Below are 17928 nucleotides of genomic sequence, written 5' to 3' on the forward strand. Positions count from 1 at the left end.
TAATTTTATAGATATTCACATCTGGTTCTAATTCATAGATTACATCTTTTCTTTCTACAACAATTTTAGCCCTTGCTTTCAATTCTTTATCTGCATTGATCTTATCTAAAAATCTCTTTGACGGATTTATAGCTGTTGCATTTTTCATAGTCTTAAGCATGGTATAGTCACCATTGGTATCACCATAAGCATAAGACTTGTTTATATCTATATTGTATTTTTCAACTAGTCTATTTATTTCTTTTTGCTTAGACTTTGAGTCCCACATTTGACTTATCTGTCCTGTAAATACTCCATACTGGTCAAAGAAATATTCAGTACCACTGGAGTCAGATATATCATATAAGTCTCCCAACATTTTTACTAAATAGGTTGGAGATCCTGAAACAAAAAACACCTTATGGCCATTCTCTTTGTGAAATCTAATCCTATCCCTAGTGTAGGCATAAACCATTTCTCCGCCTTCTTCAATTACTTGTTTGGCTGTTTCAAGTATAAGTGATTCATGAATGCCTGTTAGTTTTTCCTTATAGATATCGCCCATTTTTGAAATAAAGTCATCATAGTCACCATATCTCTTTTCATAGGCTTCATACTTGGCTTTTAAGTTTTTTATATAGGCTTCTTGGTCTATAATTCCATATTTTACAAGCTTATTGAAATGTTTAAGCATTATAGATTCCCTAACTAGGGTACCATCTATATCAAAAAATGCTCCTATCATTTGGTCTCCTTATAAGTACTTTACTTACTTTCTAGTTTTCGCTCTTGTTTTTTTAATCTCTTTTGTTGAGCCATTTGTTGTTTTTATTATTTTAGTTTCTTGGTCTTTGTCTACTGTTTTTATAATTTTGGTTTCTTGGTCATCATTTTTTGTTTTAATAATCTTGGTTTCCTGGTCTGCATTAGCAGTTTTTATAAGTTTTGTATCTTGGTTTTCGTCATCAATTTCTTGTTTTACTTGCTTATTTTTTACTACTGCTGTTTTTTCTTCTTTTTTTTTACCCTTGGATAAACTTTTTAAGCTATAGCCCATTGAATCAAACACGGATAATATCATATTTGTAATAAGTGATATTGCTCCATATACTCCAACTAATATTCCTAAGCTTATTATATTTAAACCTGCTTTCATTAAAATATTCTTATATCCTATAACTAGAATTACTGCCCCAACTAAAATTATAACCAGGGACAATCCGTAGGATAATTTTTTATTTTTAAGTGTAGTGTGTAAAATTACCGTAACTATAATTGCTACCAAAGCAACTATTGGAACTAATGAGTTTGCACCCGAATAGTCTTTTATCAAATCTAATATTGACTTCATCTTTTCTCCTATCTAGAATTTGTATTTTTCAATCCAAGCTAATTCTTCATCATTTAATGAATAGTCATCTTGGTTTGTTAATACATCTGCCTTATCTTTTTTTATAACTAGGGTATGTTCAAATTGGCAAGATTTTTCTCCATCTCTGGTCCTTGCTACCCAACCATTATCATCTAATTTCATCTTCCAAGTTCCTATATTTATCATAGGTTCTATAGTGATAACCATATTTTCTATAAGTCTTCTACCTCTTCCTTTGACTCCATAGTGTGGTACTTGCGGATCTTCATGCATATCCTTACCTATACCATGCCCTACAAAGTCTCTTACAACAGATAATCCTTGGTCTTCAGCAAAAGATTGGATGGCATGGCCAATATCTCCCAACCTATTGCCATCTATGGCAACTTCTACAGCCCTATCAAGACTTTCCTTGGTTACATCCATAAGTTTTTGGTCTTGGTCTGAAAGCTCACCAATGGCATATGACCAGCAAGAATCAGATAAGTATCCCTTATATTCTACAACATTATCTATAGATAGGATATCCCCTTCTTTCAAAATGTCATCTTCTCTTGGAAATCCATGGCAAATAACATCATTTAAAGATGTACACAAGGCATATGGAAAGCCTTGGTAGCCTTTTTGAGCTGGTCTTGCGCCCTTGAATTCCATAAAGGCATCTGCAAAATCATTCACTTGCATGGTTGAAATTCCTGGCTTCAAAATTTTTCTTATAGCCAGGTGGGTCTTACATAAGATTTCTCCAGCAGCCCTCATTCCTTCAATTTCTTCACTTGTTTTAAGCACTATCATAATTAATCTCCAATAATTTTTACAAATTCTTCATCATTTTTAATTGCATCAAAGTCTGGATCATTCTTCGCATAATCAATAATATCTCTATTTAAATCCACCGATTTTTTTAAATCTTCTAAAGCTTTTTCTTTTTTATTTAACTTCATATAGGAACATGCCCTATTGTAATAAAGAGATGATTTCGGCGGTGAAACATTTTCTATAGCCTTATCAAGAATGGCTATAGATTTTTCATACTCCTTATTCTCTATAAATAAAGCTGATAAATTTAGATAAATAAAGCTATAGTCTTTTTTCCTCTGCATGGCTTGGTCATAAAAGTATAAGGCTTCATCATATTTTTTTAACCTTCCATAGACTACACCCTTATTGAAATATGGTCTAAAATATGAAGGTTCAATCTCTATAGATTTGTCTAAAACTTCTAGGGCCTTATCAAATTCATCAATATTTTCATAAATGGCTCCCAAATTGTTGTAGGCCATATAATCATCAGATCTTAAGCTTATGCTTTTTTTATAATATTTTATAGCCTCTTCATGCCTGTTTTGAATATCCATTAGGTTAGCTAAGAAGAAATATGCCCTATCATAGTCTGGTTTAATTTTTATGCTTTCCTTGTAAAAGCGTTCAGCTAGGTCGAAGTTATCAAGTTTTTCATATTCCATGGCCATGCCATAAAGGGCCTCTGCTTCATTAGAATCTAGTTTATGTATTTTTTCAAAATATTCTAAAGCTTTTTCACAGTTTTCTAACTCATCATATATGAAAGCTTTTTTATAATACAAATCAATTAGCTCATCTCTACTTGCATATTTTTCTGCATTCTCAAAAAGAGCCAAGGATTTTTCTAAGTCTCCAGATTCGTACAAATTTTCAGCCATAGTATAAAAATTTTTATATTTTAAATTCATTTTTACCTCATTATTCATTATATCAAAAAGTTGGTAAAATTAAACATGTTCATGCTTTTATTATATTTGCTTATTTGGTAAGATATTTCTAAGGAGAATTTATGAAAATAAAAAAAGATAAGATTTTTAATTATTTATTGATTTATGGGATTGCTTGCTTGCTTATAGCCTCTTTATATGATTTAGATATCAACAAAGCCCTATACAATAGAAATGGCATATATCCAAACTTTTTCAGGTTGACTGCAGAGATGCCTATGATCATTATTTTTTCTACAGCTTGTCTGACCTATATAAGATTTGGATTTTATAGGACGAATAAAATACTTTTAGCCTTACTTGCAATAGCTTCTGTTGGATTTCCATTAGTTTCATCCTTCACCAGCTTGTCGTATTTTGAAATACATAATGTATTTTTCAGTTTACTTATATTCTTATTTTATATGGCGTGCAGTTATTTAATATCTAGATCTATAGATAGTAAGAATAGGAATAGGGTCTTAATATATTCTTTATTTGTTATCATATCTATAATCTCTATACTTTTAAGTTTTTCTATACTTAAGGGTATTTGGGGTAGGACAAGATTTTTCCCAATGCACCAGGGAAATGACTACACCATGTTTACTCATTGGTGGCAAATTCCGGGAAATAGCGGCAGTGATATATTTAGATCTTTCCCTTCAGGACACACAGGAGCAGCAGCTAGTACTTTTGTGCTTATATTACTTCCATCTGTATTTTATAAAAATAAATTTATTAAAAAATATGAGAATTTCTTTTTATTTGGACCTATCGTATGGACCTTATTGGTACAATTTGCAAGGATATTTGATGGCGCCCATTATCTTAGTGATACTGCAGCTTCCATTATAATAAGCTGCCTAGTGATAAGTCTTACTAAAAATATGCTTAAAAAATTTATAAAATAAAAAAACTAGAGACCTTGACTAATTTCAAAAGTCGAGGTCTCTATCTCTTTATTTCCCTATTTTATTAAATTAAATCAAAATGTTTTAAGGCGTTGTATATTCCATCATCTTCAACATTTGTTGTAATATAATCTGAAACTTCCTTTACAGGATCTGATGCATTTCCCATGGCGACACCAATATTTGCACTATGAATCATGTCATAGTCATTTAAACTATCACCAAAGGCAAAGGTATCTTCTTGGCTAGCCTTGCAGTATTTTAAAACTTCTTCAATGCCTGTATACTTGTTTACACCCTTAGCTACAATTTCACCATTTACACCGTAATTTATTAGGTCAAAATCTTTGTCTATATGTTTTTTCATTTCTATAAGTTGTTCTTTATTTTCAGCATAAACAGTTAGCTTGCTAATAGGTGTCCTATTTTCAAAATACTCTTCTAAACTCTTTGGTCCTGGAATGCCATAGTGGTAGGCAGCATGTTCATATTGGCTTTCTAGCATTAATTCTTCTGCTGCTTTTAACTTGTCAGAAAAATCTTTTCTAAGTCCTGAGTTACTATATATTTCTTCTGTACCCTCTAGAATAAAAGGAATGTTTAGGGTGCTTAAAAAATACATTAAATTATCTGCTGCTTCATCAGACATTACCTTGTTTAATATAACTTCATCACCGACTTCTACATATCCACCCGCTGCAGCTATTATCCCATCAAAACCGAATTCTTTTAATTTTTCTGGTATTTCTGCATATGACCTACCTGTACAGATGTAGATTTTATGTCCGTTTTCCTTGGCTAATTCCAAAGCTTTTATGGTTGATTGGCTGATTCCTTCTTCATGACTTAACAGGGTACCATCTATATCAAAAAATAGATATTTCATTTAACTCTCCTTATATAATTTTCTTAAAAATTCCAACGTTCTAACATCTTCCTCTTTAGGATATTCATAAGATAATTTTTCAGCTATATATAAGGCTATTCTCCTATATAAGCTCGCCATTTTGAATATTCCTGTCCAAAAATCATTTTTTCTATCCAGGTTTGCTATATATTCGAATTCATCGAAATAATCATTTTCTAAATAGGTCTTCAAATTAGACCCCATAGTATCTACAAAAATTCCACCATCATATTTTATGCTTATATAAATATTTAATAAGTCTAATAGTTCATCCAATAAGTCATCAAATTTTAAATTGGACTTTATTAAATCACCATCTTGTCTAGATAGTACTGTTTCGGACAGATCAATATAGAAGTCAACTGCTTTACTTTCAAATTCAAACTTATCAGGAATTAACCAATAATTTTTTTCATCTGTACTATTTGTTATAGCTTTTACAAATGAATCCTTGTCAAATAAAACTTCATAAGACCTATATTTTTCTAAAAAGATTTCCATGTCTTCTTGTTTAAGTAAAAATAGCTGTAAAAGCTTACCAGTCCCAGTGACTATTTTACTATCAACATAGTGGATTTCCTTGTATTGGTATTCTTGCATTTTAGATATAATTTTATCTTTAGATAAAATAGTCGAGTCCAAAACATCCTTTAGACTGTCATATCCATCTAGTCCTACTATAAGAGTATGAAGATTTAATCCTCCACTATAGGAAAATTTTAACCCCTTATTAAAAATATATATAAGACTTCTGATATTTTCATGTTTTTCTAAGTCGATCCTTAATTGATCCATATAATTATTTTTCATCTCAACTCCTAAAATAGACTATATATTTAATTGTATTATATATGTTTTTTTTGTTCAATTATTTATAAATTGATTAATTTCTATTTATTATATATAATACTTATGGATAAAAAAGAAATAGGAGGTAAGTATGTTAAAAGAATTTAAGAAATTTATTTCTCAAGGAAATGTTCTAGACCTAGCTATAGGTATGATAATTGGTGCATCTTTTAAAGCTATTGTGGACTCATTTGTAAATGATATTGTTTCACCAATTTTAGGTATTTTCTTAGGCGGAATAGACTTTTCACAATTATCAATTACAGTTGGACAAGCTCAAATCATGTATGGTAACTTCATCAACTCAGTAATCAGTTTCTTAATCATTGCTTTCGTATTATTTATGGTTGTTAAAGCTATAAATACAGCAAAAGAAAAAATGTCAAGAAACAAAGCTGTTGAAGAAGCTGTAGAAGAAGCTGCTCCAAGCAAAGAAGAAATTTTATTAACAGAAATCAGAGACTTATTAAAAAAATAAGCCTATAAGAAAACCAGTCTAGAGGTTAATCCTCAGACTGGTTTTTACTTTTCTATTTATTTTATTCCTACTGCATCTTTGGCAAGTTGGTCGGCCATATCATTGTATTTATCATTTGAATGGGCCTTTACCTTAACAAATTCTATATCTATAAGTTCTTTTTTTTCATTTATAAATTTTTGGTAGTTTTGAGTTAGGTCTAGATTAGCCTTCCACTCTCCTAAAGCCCAGGCTTTGATACCCTTGTAGTCAAAGTGAATAATAATTTTGGACATTCCCATGTCTATAGCCTTATTTATGGCTTCTCTCGCACCATAGATTTCCCCAGCTACATTTCTTTGGTCGGCATAGGCCTCGTTATCTATAGCTCCATTTAGCTTCATTTCTCCATCTTTGTGGATTAAAACTATACCATAACCAAATACTTTTGTCTTTATATTATAGGATCCATCTACATAGGCAATTACAAGGTCTTCATCCAGCTTATCAAGGTCAAAAACTGAAAGCTCTTCACCTTTTACAAAATTTTCAGCCTCTTCATAGGTCTTAAAACTCTTGTATTCAGCTCCTTTGAAGCCATTTACATAAGTCTTTACTTCATCCCAATTATCAAAGACACCTATTTTTTTGCCTTGCCTTACAGCATAATATTTTTTACTCATAATGATCTAAATTGTGTTCCCTAGATGAGTGAGCTATTCTAGAAGCTGCTGCTGCAGCTACAGCTGCTACCAAGTCGTCTAAGAATGTATTTACCGCTCCACCCTTTTCAAGGTCAAGAGTAGAAATTATTCCTAATTTTACCTTGTCTAAGTAACCAAAGTTAGTTAAACCAATTGATCCATATAGGTTTACTATTGATAAAGGCACGATTTCATCTATACCATAAAGCCCATCGTCAGCCTTTATAACAGATGCTATAGGTTCTGCTAGCTTGCCTTCTTCCACAAGTCTATCTAGTTCTATACCTGTTAAAACTGCATATACAACTTCTCTTTTTTCAAATACCTTATTTACGTTATATATACAAAATTCCATAGAAAGATCTGGCAAGTAAGGTAATTGCAATTCATGAACAATTGCAGCTATATCTTCTATTGTCACGCCTCTTTCTTCTAAAGCTTTTTTAGTTGTTTCTGTTAATTCCTCTATAGGGAATCTCTTTTTTGAATCTAAACTGTTTCTATCTTTCATTCTATCTCCTAAAATCCTGGCTTTCCTAACATCTTGAACATGTTTGATTTGTATAATTCAACACCAGGTTGGTTGAATGGGTTTACTCCTAGTACATAACCTGAAGCACCAATTGCATATTCAAAGAAGTAAATTAATTTACCTAGGTTGTATTCATCAAGTCTATCTATGCTCAATACTATGTTTGGTACATCACCTTCTGTATGTGCATCAACTGTAGCTTCCAAGGCAACTTGGTTTACTTCGTGTACTGTTTTACCTACTAGGTAGTTTAAGTTGTCTAAGTTTTCTGCATCTTCTTTAATTTCCATGTCATATTTTGGAGTATCAATTTTAATTACTGTTTCAAAAAGATTTCTTTGACCTTCTTGGATTATTTGTCCTCTTGAATGTAGGTCTGTAGTAAATATTACTGATGATGGGTAAATACCCTTTCCATCCTTACCTTCTGATTCACCTGCTAATTGGATGAACCATTCAGTAAAGTAGTAAAGTTTTGGATCATAAGTAACAAGGATCTCTATGTCTTTTCCTTGTCTATATAGGGCATTTCTGCTTGCTACATATTGTAAAACAGCATTGTCAGAAAAGTCAGTGTTTAAAGTTTCTTCTCTCATATCTCTAGCACCTTGCATTAAATCATCAATGTTTATGCCACAGGCTGCTAAAGGTAATAGGCCGCAAGCTGTTAAAACTGAATATCTACCACCAACATTGTCAGGGATTACGAAGCATTCATAACCTTCTTTATCTGCTAAAGTTTTTAAAGCTCCCTTTTCCCTATCTGTTGTTGCAAAGATTCTTTCCTTAGCTTCTTCTTTTGAATATTTTTCTTCTAAAATTTCTTTAAATAATCTAAAGGCTACAGCTGGTTCAGTTGTTGTTCCTGACTTAGAAATAACATTTATTGAAAAATCTTTATCTTTTAAGTATTCTTTTAATTCATAAAATTCTGTTGATGATAGGTGGTTACCTGTAAAAATTAACTCCGTATCAGCTTTTTCAAAGCTATTTGTTAAGGCTGAATAAACTGCTTGGGCTCCTAGGTATGATCCTCCTATACCGATAGCTACTAAAACATCAGAATTTTCTTGGATCTTTTTACCAGCTTTTTTGATTCTTTCATATTCATCTTTGTCATAGTCAACTGGTAGGTCTACCCAACCTAAAAAGTCGCTTCCTTCGCCACTTCCATCTTTTAGTTTTTTGTCAGCTTGTAATACTTCTTCTTTAATTTCTGATAATGCTTCTTCTTTAATTAAGTCTGTTAATCTTATTTTCATTTTTACTCCTTATATCGCATAACAATATTGCTATATCATCTTTTTGGCTTCCTTGCCTAAACATATTAAGTTCATCAACCAGCTTATCTACCAATTGGCTATCATGCTTGTTTCTCTTCAGCCAGTTCAAGAGCCTCTGCTCATCAAAGAACTTACCCTCATGGTTTTTTGTTTCAGTTAAACCATCTGTATACATTAATATTTTATCACCTTCTATGAGTTTTAGCGTCTTAACTTCATATTTAGGATCTTTAAATAAATTAGAAATTAATTTCCCCTTGTTTTCCAAGATGGCTATCTGTCCTCCATTAAACAAAATAGGGAATGTATTGTGCCCAGCATTTACATAGCTGATAGTTTTCGCTTTTGTGTCAATTAACATGTATATAATTGAAAAGTACTGGCTAATATCTAATTCTAACTGAGAATACATTTTTTTTAAAGTCAGAATGGTCTCTTCCGGCCCAAAGCCCTTGTTTTCTTGTAGTATCCTTCTCATACTTTGTCGAATAAACATAGTCATGATAGAAGCAGAAACACCATGTCCCACTACATCAGCTATATATACCCCTATTTTATTTTCATCAATCACTACCACATCAAATACATCGCCTGACAAGTCATCTGATGGTATGTGGGCAAATTGGAAATATATATTTCTAAATTTTTTATTCTTGGGAAGAATGCTCTTTTGAATATTTTTGGCTAAGAGTATATCATTTTGGATTTTCATCCTGGCCTCAAGCAGTTTATTATTTAGCATCTTCTCACCTGTTATATCTCTATAAACTTCAATATAACCCTCAACCTTATTATTTTCATCAAATATGGGTGAGGCCTTGGCAGCATATATCCTTCCATCAAGATTAATTTCACTTTTAATAGTTTCTTTTACGGTTTTTTCTGAAGAATACAGGTCGAAAAATAAGTCGGAAGATTTAATATATTTAGTATGGTTAATCAAATTATTTTTGACAACTTCTCGCATTGATGAGTTTTCATACATTATTTCGCCATTTTCATCCCTTATCCTCACCAGGTCTTCCATGGCTTCCAAAAACCTAAAGCGTCTAATTTCACTTATCCTAGTGAAGTTTTCAAGTCTTATTCTATTCATCCTAACCTCCAAATAAGAGTGATGGATCTAATCCTGGGTATTGGTAGTAGTCAACTTCTATCCTACCATTAAATAATTTTCTTTTTTTAACAGCCCTGTGTCCAACCTTTCTTTCAAAGTCTTTGTCAGAGCTTATAAAATAAAATGAAGCTGTAGTTAAGGTATTCATATGATTTTTAATAGCCTTGTAGATGTGGCCCATATCTTTGGCATCCCCCATTCTTTCACCATAGGGAGGATTTGATATGATAACAGGAAAATTATTCTTCAAGCCTACCCTGCCTACATCCTTTACCACAAATTTTATTTGATCATCCACACTGGCATTTATTGCATTTTCTACCGCTATTTTTATTGCATTTCCATCTATGTCAAAGCCCATGATATCTAAATCTTTGTCATTTATAGCCTGATAAGCCTTTACTTTTTCTTCTTTATAATATTTAGGATCAAAAAACTTCCAATGTTTAAAATCAAAGTCTCTAGATATACCAGGTGCAATGTTTTTACCAATCATAGCAGCTTCAATAGCTATGGTACCAGACCCCGCAAATAAATCTACCAGGGGTGATTCAGCCTTCCAATTTGATAAAAGTATAAGGCCTGCAGCCATAGTCTCTTTTAATGGAGCTAAATTGTGCTTGGTTCTATAACCTCTTTTATGTAAACCGGATCCTGAAGTATCTAAGGTCACACTAGCTACATCTTCAAATATGGATAAGGTAATTTTATATCTTTCCTTATCTTCACTAAACCAATCAATACCATGTTCTTTTCTCATCCTATCTATAATAGCTTTTTTTGTAATAGATTGGTTGTCAGAAATAGAAAACATTTTTGATTTATGGCTCTTACCTAATACTATGAATTGTCCATCTTTTGACAAGTAATTTTCCCAGTCAAAATCATATACATTGTCATATATATCGTCATAGGATAAAGCCTTGAATTCAAATAGTTTTATAAAAACTCTTTCAGCTGTCCTTAGCCACAAGTTCGCTTTTACAATATCAGAAAAATTTCCTTTAAATTCAATTTTGCCATTTGAAACTTCTAGGTCTTCAAAACCTAAATCTATACATTCTTGCTTTAATACAGACTCAAGTCCAAATTCACTTGTAACTAATATATCAAAAATCTTTTCCATGTTTTCCTCCATTATAATTATAGCAAGAAAGTGTATTTTTGTATATTTAAGGCTCACAAAAAAAACTGACCCTGCTTAGTCAGAAATTAATCCGCTTTTTGGGTCAGTTATATAATCAATTATTTTATTCTTCTTCTGATTCTTCTTCGTCAGATTCACCTATTACTTCTACATCAGCAGCATCAACATCTTCAACTTCTTCGTCTAAGTCTTCTTCTACTGGTTCTGATAATGTAACAACAGCTTCTTCTAAGTCTGTAAGAACTTCAACTTTATCATTGTTTACTACTTCTAAGTCTTTTACATAGAATGTATCATCATATTCCATTGTTTGAACGTCTAATTCAACATGTGATGGAATATCCATTGGTAAAGCTTCAATTTCAATTTCTTCTAAGTGTTGCATCAATACTGATGGTTGTACATAGATTTCATCTCTATTTAATAATACAACTGGTACTGAAACTCTTAGTTTTTCATCTAAGTTTACACCTAAGAAATCAACGTGTAAGTATTGGTTCTTGTATGGGTGTCTTTGGTAGTCTCTTATAAGTACCTTGTGGTCTTCACCATCTATTACTAAACTGATAATTGTTGATGTACCAGCTTCTACGATAATCTTGTCTAATTCTTTTGCAACTACTTGTAAGTTAACATTTTCTTTATCTCTTTGGTATAGTTGTGCTGGCACAATATTCTCTCTTCTTAATTGTCTTGATGCACCAGTTCCTTTAACATCTCTAAGTTGTGCATTTAATTTTAATTCGTTCATCTTTCCTCCTACAGATAATATATCAATCGCTTGATATTATAACATATTTTTTGGATTTTACCTAATATTTATTAAAATATAGATTTGAAAAAATCAGATATAGCTTTAAATATATTTGAAATAAAGTTTCCTATTGATGAGAAGAATCCACTATCACTGGCGTTATTTATTGTATCTTCTGCCCCTTTTATCACTTTATCTATATTTTCTTGGCTAACTCCAGATTTTATTTTTTCTAAAATATTTTCAACTTCTGGTGAATCTAAGGCACTTTTAGCTGAATCTAAAACAGAATCTAAGTTTTCCTTACTGAAGGTATTTGATAAGGAATTTAAGAAGTTTTTACCTTCTTCAGTATTTAAAAAATCTTTAACTCTTTCCAATTCTTTTTCAGCTATTTTTGGCGCTTCCTTAGCTAAGGAATTTAATTGGTTTTTTATTAACCCTAAGTCTAAATTATCTATGTTGATAAAGTTATTAAATACAACTTGTAAGTCCTTGATGTTAGCTTGATTTATAACTTGATTTAGGTTGTTATTATTTATAACATTTTGAATAACTTCAGCAACTTGGTTTGAGCTGATATCTCCAGATTTTTCTTTCATATCAACTAAGTCTTGTTTAATTTCTAAAACAGCCTTGTTTAATGTTTCCTTATTAAAGCCATCTTCGCCTTCATGTTCTTTAGCTATTGCGTTGATCACTTGAATTTCTTCATTAGCAACTTCAGTTCTTTTTACATCAACATTTTGTCCAGCTAATTCCGCAAGCTTATATACACCTGTAAGGGCTGATGTACCTGTAACCGGTCTAATTGCAGCAACACTTATATCTAAAGATTTCAAACCTGCAGTGATAGCAGCATTTGAATATTGTAATGAAGTAACTTTTTGAATCATTAAAGGAGTTAAAACTTCAACTTTAATTGAATTTGTTTTATTTGATTTAGCGTAGATTGATGATATCATTGCTGAATCACTATTATCTTCATTTATATATTTCTTTGAATCTTCACCCTTTACTGCTATTGCTGTAGGGTTTCCTTTAATTCCTAATAGCTTCTTAGTTTGTTCTACTTGTTCTTCATTTAACCCTGCTCCATAAGCATATGCCCCATCCTCTAATGAAACGCTTGTAGCATGAATCAATATTGAAGAAAATACACCTAGCAACATTAGACATGCTAATGTAAAGGCTAATATTCTAATAATTTTCTTTTTCATTTTTTCTCCTATACATTTGTTAATTTTGTAAAGATCATTTTACCTGCTGAAGTTTGTAAAACTTTATTTACCATTACTTCAACATCTTGGCCTATCAAGTTTTTACCATCTTCAACAACTATCATTGTACCATCTTCTAGATAAGCAAGACCTTGAGCTCTTTCCTTACCTTCACTAATGATGGTAACTTGCATTCTTTCCCCAGGTATAACTATGGTTTTTACAGAATTTGATAATTCATTAACATTTAAAACCTTAATACCTTGGACATGAGCTAGTTTATTCAAATTAAAATCATTTGTCAATATGGCATATCCAGTTTCATTGGCATATTTTAAAAGTTTAATGTCAACTTCGTTTGTGTCAGTGTAGTCTTTCTTTGAAATTTTCACAGATATCATCTTTGAATCTTTCAATTTATTTACTATATCAAGACCTCTCCTGCCTCTTTCTCTTTTGAGGTCATCGGCTGAATCTGCTAGGGTTTGCAACTCTTTAAGTACAAAATTTGGAATGATTATCTCGCCTTCAAGGAAACCTGTTTCAGCTATATATTCTATTCTTCCATCTATTAAAACGGATGTGTCTAATAGCTTATTGCTTACCCCATAAAAGTTCTTGTCACTTACAGCAACTTCTAAGTCACCCTTGGAAGTGTTCTTAGCTTTCTTTCTATTTTTATTAAAAAACTTAACAATCTCGTCTGTATTTTGGATAGCCATCCTATAACCCAAGGCTCCAAGCACTATATAAATCAATATTGATAATATAGTTGATAGACTCTCAAGTATTGGTGGCAACCTAAATATTGTAAGTGGTAAGCTTAATAAAAATGCAATAATAATACCGAGAATAAAACCTGCTAAACCTACTAACAATTTTTCTTTAGGTTGTTTTAATAAAAATCCTTCTAACTTATCTACCATTTTTTCTGTCTTATTTATTATAAATGGCGCTATAATATACATTAATAACGCAAATACAACCATAAGTACTATGTGAAAAGCTATTACCCAAACGCTTGAATCAAGTGGAAAAATATTCTTTTCTACCAGTAAATCAGCAATAGCATAGCCAAGCACTAGTCCTATGGTTGAAATAATAAATCTAATTATTTTTTTTACCATTAAACCTCCCAATAATCATTTATTATTTTATCCATTTTTCAGCCTCTTCCTTGCTAATAGTTTCAGCTATAAGTAATTCGGATACCATTATTCTTTTAGCATTGTTTAACATCTTCTTTTCTGAAGCGGATAGGGTCTTTTCTTCATTTAGCAAGGTCAGATTTCTAACAATTTCAGCAGTCTCAAATATATCACCAGTCTTTAATTGTTCTAAATTTTCCCTATATCTTTTTCCCCAATTATCCGACATGGCAGTCTTATCCTCTTTTAAAATTTTCAAGACTTCTTCGCCTTCTTCTTTGGAAATAACAGGTCTAATCTTACTTGTACCCAATTCACTTTCGGGTATAGACACTTGTATATCATTTATAGGCAATTTTAAAATATAGTAGTTTTCAACGTTTCCTAAAATATCAATTTCCTGGATATCTACAATAGTTCCAGCTCCATGTATAGCGTAAACAATCTTATCACCTATTTTGTACATGACACCCTCCTGTTACAATTATATAACAAATGGGCGACCTTGTAAAAATATAATAGTATATAATAATGTGCAAATTATGTCAATATCTAAATATTTACTAAACTTTTCCAAAATATTTGTTAAGAAAATTGATTTATTCCTAGCATTCATCTTTGCATCCATCGTTAATTAAATCTCATATTTGCAATATTTATACCACTGGTGTATGCTTAATTTGTCGCTAGGGGCGCCTATGGCTGAGAAGTACCCTTGACCTGATCTATATAATGATAGCGTAGGAAAGTTGGCAAGACGCTATATTAGCGTCTTTTTTATTAGTAAAGATTTTCTTTACTTATGGAGGTTAAATGAAAAATAATAAAGCAATGTTTTCAACACAAATGCTTGTTGAAGCGGGTATTATGGTAGCCCTATCTCAAGTATTAGGACTATTCCCTTTATATCAAATGCCGCAAGGTGGTGACGTATCTTTATCAATGTTACCAATAATGGTTTTTGCTATTAGATGGGGATTAGCACCTGGTATACTTGTTGGTGTTGTGTATGGTGTAGTTAGTTATATTATCAAACCTTACTTCTACCACCCAATACAGGTATTATTAGACTATCCACTACCAAGTGCAATGATTGGTATAGCTGGTTTATCTTTCTCAAAGGATAAAAATTCTTACTTAGGATATATACCATCAATCTTAATCGCTTACAGTTTGAAATTTTTAATGCACTTTTTATCTGGTCTAGTATTTTTCCCACCAGAAACAGGTAGCGCTGCTAAGTATTCATTCATATATAACATTACTTATATTGGACCTGAAATTATTATATTTTTAGTAGTTTTCGCTTTATTGTGGAAACCAATGGGTAAATACTTAAGAAGACAATATTAATCATCATAAATATAGATCTAAGATGCTGTTATAGGATACCTATAGCAGCTTTTTTTGTTGGGTAATTTAGTAGGAATGTGTGGTTGGGTTAGATTCACAAGGATTTTTTTCGGGTTATTAAAAATTTTCTTAGATTTCTTGAGATGCGAAATTGTTCAGATTTGTTCAGATAAATTGAAAAGTTGAAATCTGAATGAATAAATCACGAAAAACTCATTCAGATAAATTACAAAATTGAATTCTGAATGAAAAAATCATGAAAAACTCATTCAGATAAAAATTTTTCTTCGATTCTGAATAAGGATTCTCAAAAAATCAGAATTAACTCATTCAGAAGAATCAAAAAGTTAAATTCTGAATGAAAAATTTATAAAAAATTCATTCAGACAAAATCTTATCTTAAATTTTGAATAAAACAACGATAAATAAGAAAAAAGCAGAGACATACGCCTCTGCTTTTGTTTATTTTTAATCTCTTAATTCAAGCAAATCCTTAAATAACCCTCAAAGTCCACATCTCATTCTAAAAACGCTTCAGTCGCGTTTTTATTCATTTCTACTAAGCGACTGTGTCGCTTGAGAAATAATGAAAAACGTAAAATATATTGCTCGCAATATTTTTTACTCCCATTCACATCTCATTCTAAAAACGCTTCCTATTCGGTCGCGTTTTTATTCATTCGATGAAGAAGGGCCAGACATCGACTCGCACTTCACTTCGTTCGTGCTTGTCGTGTCATGACGTAAAATTGTGACCTTTCACAATTTTACTCCCATTCTATTCTTCAACTTCAATTTTTTCTATCTTCACATCTTCTAGTGGTTTATCAGCTTGGTCTGTTTGAACTTTTGAAATTTTTTCTACAACATCCATACCTGAAACTACTTGGCCAAATACTGTGTGCTTTCCATCCAAGTGGAAGGCTCCACCAACTTCTTTATAATGGTCAACTACTTTGTCAGGATATCCTTGGTCAGCTCCTAATTCTCTCATTTGGCTTAAAATATTTGCTGGCACTTCCTTAGCAGTAACTATAAAGAATTGTGAACCATTGGTTTTAGGACCTGCATTTGCCATAGATAGAGCTCCGTAGAAGTGTCTAAAATCTACTGAAAATTCATCTTCAAAAGGTGCACCCCAAATAGATTCTCCACCTGCTCCTGTAGCTGTTGGATCTCCACCTTGGATCATAAAGTCTTCAATTACTCTGTGGAAGGTAACATCATTGTAGTAGCCTTCTTTAGCATGTTTTACAAAGTTTTCAACAGCCTTTGGTGCCACTTCTGGAAATAGTATAAGGTCTATTTCACCTAAACTTGTGGTCATTTTTACTTTAATATTTCCTTCTTGGTAGCCTTTAGCTTGATTTAATGTCATATCGTCGTCCGTTCCCTTAGTCTCGTTAACAGTTTCCCTTATACTTTCATTTTCCTTAGCTTTGTCTTTTGAACAAGCTGTTAGAAAGACTAAGACTGTAAGTATCAATAATATTTTCTTCACTTAAACCTCCTAAGTAATAGAAATATTATATCATATATGAGTTAATATTAAATTTCTATCTTCTTTTCATACATGTAAGAACTGTAAATATATAGGATTCCAGACATTAGTAAAGTCGCTATTAATTGTATTACTGCTTTACCAGTAACAGTTATTAAATTATGTCCTTCTGGATAACTAATTTCCACACCAAAACCTGTACCTATTTCCACACCAAAACCTGTATCTAAGATGGTTCCTGAGAATGAATAGATATCTCCATTAAGAATGAGAGTAAATACGTAATTCCATACAAAATAGAATATTAAAGTTATTAGCACCCATAAGGCTGAATTATTTCTTTTGCTTCCGATTTTATTCGCTGAAACTATAGCTGAATATATCACTAATATTACTAATAATGTGCTTGCAATACCTAAAACCGCATAAAATAACAAGTTTAAAATATTATCCCATCCTGCAAATGTCATTTTGCTTACAGCTTCCTTCAAATATCCAAAGTTTTTAGAAAACGCCTCTTTTTCTCCTCCATTAATCATGACTATTGATAGGTTTATGAAGAATAAAACCAGATTCCATATTCCTAATATAATTGGCATAAACATAGCCCAGACAAAACCTACTATGGTCTTTGCTCCTATTATTTGGTAGCCATTGTATGGTATAGAAAAAGTAAAATAGGCTTGGTCATCGTAAATATCTCTTTGTAATATTGAACCTAGTTTAATATAGTAGGCAAATACAGTGATTATTATGATAATCGTAAAAACTATACCAAGTGTATTTGTTAAAGCAAATGTAGTTGGTGTTGGTGATAAGTTATTATCACCCTTGATAAAATTACTTATAATACCTGTTAAAAAACCTTGAATTAAAAAAGTAGCTCCCATTAAAATTAATATCAATTGTAAAAATTGACGGCGAGTATTTCTAAACTCGTATGATAACAATTTTCTCATCA

At 31.5% G+C, this 17928-nt stretch carries 20 protein-coding genes and 1 riboswitch; of the genes, 3 read left to right on the forward strand and 17 right to left on the reverse strand.

Features of this window, described 5'->3' with window-relative positions:
* The 4 genes from Q0U66_RS01020 to Q0U66_RS01035 all read right to left on the reverse strand — a co-directional run.
* On the reverse strand, positions 1-724 hold a 724-nt coding region (locus Q0U66_RS01020), incomplete at its 3' end, for an HAD-IB family hydrolase (RefSeq protein ID WP_297376559.1).
* 24 nt (positions 725-748) lie between these two features.
* Positions 749-1330, reverse strand: coding sequence for a hypothetical protein (locus Q0U66_RS01025; protein WP_297376561.1), 582 nt, complete (start codon positions 1328-1330; stop codon positions 749-751).
* Between the two features lie 12 nt (positions 1331-1342).
* The gene (gene map, locus Q0U66_RS01030; protein WP_297376563.1) at positions 1343-2146 is read right to left on the reverse strand and encodes a type I methionyl aminopeptidase; all 804 of its coding nucleotides are present in this window, start codon (positions 2144-2146) and stop codon (positions 1343-1345) included.
* A 2-nt stretch (positions 2147-2148) separates the two neighbouring features.
* Positions 2149-3063: a tetratricopeptide repeat protein gene (locus Q0U66_RS01035; protein WP_297376565.1), complete on the reverse strand. Its 915-nt coding sequence runs from the start codon at positions 3061-3063 to the stop codon at positions 2149-2151.
* A gap of 101 nt (positions 3064-3164) precedes the next feature.
* Here Q0U66_RS01035 and Q0U66_RS01040 point away from each other — a divergent pair, with 101 nt between their 5' ends.
* Positions 3165-3995 (forward strand): phosphatase PAP2 family protein, encoded by an 831-nt coding sequence (locus Q0U66_RS01040; RefSeq protein WP_297376567.1) that lies wholly within the window; start codon positions 3165-3167, stop codon positions 3993-3995.
* A 64-nt stretch (positions 3996-4059) separates the two neighbouring features.
* Here Q0U66_RS01040 and Q0U66_RS01045 read toward each other — a convergent pair whose 3' ends face one another.
* A complete protein-coding gene (locus tag Q0U66_RS01045) occupies positions 4060-4881 on the reverse strand; it encodes an HAD family hydrolase (RefSeq protein ID WP_297376569.1) in 822 nt (273 codons plus the stop codon).
* Complete coding sequence (locus Q0U66_RS01050; RefSeq protein ID WP_297376571.1) at positions 4882-5712, reverse strand: aminoglycoside 6-adenylyltransferase; 831 nt, start codon at positions 5710-5712, stop codon at positions 4882-4884. It lies immediately after the preceding gene.
* Between the two features lie 130 nt (positions 5713-5842).
* Here Q0U66_RS01050 and mscL point away from each other — a divergent pair, with 130 nt between their 5' ends.
* Positions 5843-6229, forward strand: a complete 387-nt coding sequence (gene mscL / locus Q0U66_RS01055) for a large-conductance mechanosensitive channel protein MscL (RefSeq protein ID WP_297376573.1) — start codon at positions 5843-5845, stop codon at positions 6227-6229.
* A 56-nt stretch (positions 6230-6285) separates the two neighbouring features.
* Here the strand turns inward: mscL and Q0U66_RS01060 are convergent, their stop codons facing one another.
* From Q0U66_RS01060 to Q0U66_RS01100, 9 genes are all read right to left on the reverse strand, one after another.
* Entirely contained in the window at positions 6286-6891 is a 606-nt protein-coding gene (locus Q0U66_RS01060; protein ID WP_297376575.1) for a ribonuclease H family protein, read from the reverse strand.
* The gene (locus Q0U66_RS01065; RefSeq protein WP_366938260.1) at positions 6884-7381 is read right to left on the reverse strand and encodes a phosphatidylglycerophosphatase A; all 498 of its coding nucleotides are present in this window, start codon (positions 7379-7381) and stop codon (positions 6884-6886) included. Before Q0U66_RS01065 ends, Q0U66_RS01060 begins: the two co-directional genes overlap by 8 nt.
* A gap of 50 nt (positions 7382-7431) precedes the next feature.
* On the reverse strand, positions 7432-8706 hold the full coding sequence (locus Q0U66_RS01070; RefSeq protein WP_297376579.1) for a glucose-6-phosphate isomerase: 1275 nt from the start codon (positions 8704-8706) through the stop codon (positions 7432-7434).
* Positions 8678-9823 (reverse strand): SpoIIE family protein phosphatase, encoded by a 1146-nt coding sequence (locus Q0U66_RS01075; RefSeq protein WP_297376581.1) that lies wholly within the window; start codon positions 9821-9823, stop codon positions 8678-8680. The genes Q0U66_RS01070 and Q0U66_RS01075 overlap by 29 nt, the downstream gene beginning before the upstream one ends.
* Before the next feature lies 1 nt (position 9824).
* Positions 9825-10970, reverse strand: coding sequence for a class I SAM-dependent RNA methyltransferase (locus Q0U66_RS01080; RefSeq protein WP_297376583.1), 1146 nt, complete (start codon positions 10968-10970; stop codon positions 9825-9827).
* A gap of 124 nt (positions 10971-11094) precedes the next feature.
* Complete coding sequence (locus Q0U66_RS01085; RefSeq protein WP_297376585.1) at positions 11095-11742, reverse strand: 50S ribosomal protein L25; 648 nt, start codon at positions 11740-11742, stop codon at positions 11095-11097.
* A 71-nt stretch (positions 11743-11813) separates the two neighbouring features.
* Positions 11814-12965 (reverse strand): DUF1002 domain-containing protein, encoded by a 1152-nt coding sequence (locus tag Q0U66_RS01090; protein ID WP_297376587.1) that lies wholly within the window; start codon positions 12963-12965, stop codon positions 11814-11816.
* Positions 12966-12973: 8 nt separating this feature from the next.
* The gene (locus tag Q0U66_RS01095; RefSeq protein WP_297376589.1) at positions 12974-14092 is read right to left on the reverse strand and encodes a PIN domain-containing protein; all 1119 of its coding nucleotides are present in this window, start codon (positions 14090-14092) and stop codon (positions 12974-12976) included.
* Between the two features lie 22 nt (positions 14093-14114).
* Complete coding sequence (locus Q0U66_RS01100; protein WP_297376591.1) at positions 14115-14579, reverse strand: CarD family transcriptional regulator; 465 nt, start codon at positions 14577-14579, stop codon at positions 14115-14117.
* A 212-nt stretch (positions 14580-14791) separates the two neighbouring features.
* A riboswitch (TPP riboswitch) is annotated at positions 14792-14877 on the forward strand.
* A gap of 49 nt (positions 14878-14926) precedes the next feature.
* Between Q0U66_RS01100 and thiT the strand changes: the two genes are divergently transcribed.
* On the forward strand, positions 14927-15466 hold the full coding sequence (gene thiT / locus Q0U66_RS01105) for an energy-coupled thiamine transporter ThiT (protein ID WP_297376593.1): 540 nt from the start codon (positions 14927-14929) through the stop codon (positions 15464-15466).
* A gap of 778 nt (positions 15467-16244) precedes the next feature.
* Here the strand turns inward: thiT and Q0U66_RS01110 are convergent.
* Together Q0U66_RS01110 and Q0U66_RS01115 are read right to left on the reverse strand one after the other, a co-directional pair.
* A complete protein-coding gene (locus Q0U66_RS01110) occupies positions 16245-16793 on the reverse strand; it encodes a peptidylprolyl isomerase (protein ID WP_297376630.1) in 549 nt (182 codons plus the stop codon).
* Between the two features lie 221 nt (positions 16794-17014).
* A complete protein-coding gene (locus tag Q0U66_RS01115; protein WP_297376596.1) occupies positions 17015-17926 on the reverse strand; it encodes a hypothetical protein in 912 nt (303 codons plus the stop codon).
* Positions 17927-17928: the final 2 nt, after the last annotated feature.

It is taken from the genome of uncultured Helcococcus sp. (genome assembly GCF_946998255.1).
Classification (GTDB): domain Bacteria; phylum Bacillota; class Clostridia; order Tissierellales; family Peptoniphilaceae; genus Helcococcus.

Excerpts from the sequence above, each read along its gene's own strand:
- Q0U66_RS01025 (WP_297376561.1), bottom strand. The coding sequence starts at position 1,330 with ATGAAGTCAATATTAGATTTGATAAAAGACTATTCGGGTGCAAACTCA.
- map (WP_297376563.1), bottom strand. The coding sequence starts at position 2,146 with ATGATAGTGCTTAAAACAAGTGAAGAAATTGAAGGAATGAGGGCTGCT.
- Q0U66_RS01035 (WP_297376565.1), bottom strand. The coding sequence starts at position 3,063 with ATGAATTTAAAATATAAAAATTTTTATACTATGGCTGAAAATTTGTAC.
- Q0U66_RS01040 (WP_297376567.1), top strand. The coding sequence starts at position 3,165 with ATGAAAATAAAAAAAGATAAGATTTTTAATTATTTATTGATTTATGGG.
- Q0U66_RS01045 (WP_297376569.1), bottom strand. The coding sequence starts at position 4,881 with ATGAAATATCTATTTTTTGATATAGATGGTACCCTGTTAAGTCATGAA.
- Q0U66_RS01050 (WP_297376571.1), bottom strand. The coding sequence starts at position 5,712 with ATGAAAAATAATTATATGGATCAATTAAGGATCGACTTAGAAAAACAT.
- mscL (WP_297376573.1), top strand. The coding sequence starts at position 5,843 with ATGTTAAAAGAATTTAAGAAATTTATTTCTCAAGGAAATGTTCTAGAC.
- Q0U66_RS01060 (WP_297376575.1), bottom strand. The coding sequence starts at position 6,891 with ATGAGTAAAAAATATTATGCTGTAAGGCAAGGCAAAAAAATAGGTGTC.
- Q0U66_RS01070 (WP_297376579.1), bottom strand. The coding sequence starts at position 8,706 with ATGAAAATAAGATTAACAGACTTAATTAAAGAAGAAGCATTATCAGAA.
- Q0U66_RS01075 (WP_297376581.1), bottom strand. The coding sequence starts at position 9,823 with ATGAATAGAATAAGACTTGAAAACTTCACTAGGATAAGTGAAATTAGA.
- Q0U66_RS01080 (WP_297376583.1), bottom strand. The coding sequence starts at position 10,970 with ATGGAAAAGATTTTTGATATATTAGTTACAAGTGAATTTGGACTTGAG.
- Q0U66_RS01085 (WP_297376585.1), bottom strand. The coding sequence starts at position 11,742 with ATGAACGAATTAAAATTAAATGCACAACTTAGAGATGTTAAAGGAACT.
- Q0U66_RS01090 (WP_297376587.1), bottom strand. The coding sequence starts at position 12,965 with ATGAAAAAGAAAATTATTAGAATATTAGCCTTTACATTAGCATGTCTA.
- Q0U66_RS01095 (WP_297376589.1), bottom strand. The coding sequence starts at position 14,092 with ATGGTAAAAAAAATAATTAGATTTATTATTTCAACCATAGGACTAGTG.
- Q0U66_RS01100 (WP_297376591.1), bottom strand. The coding sequence starts at position 14,579 with ATGTACAAAATAGGTGATAAGATTGTTTACGCTATACATGGAGCTGGA.
- thiT (WP_297376593.1), top strand. The coding sequence starts at position 14,927 with ATGAAAAATAATAAAGCAATGTTTTCAACACAAATGCTTGTTGAAGCG.
- Q0U66_RS01110 (WP_297376630.1), bottom strand. The coding sequence starts at position 16,793 with ATGACCACAAGTTTAGGTGAAATAGACCTTATACTATTTCCAGAAGTG.
- Q0U66_RS01115 (WP_297376596.1), bottom strand. The coding sequence starts at position 17,926 with ATGAGAAAATTGTTATCATACGAGTTTAGAAATACTCGCCGTCAATTT.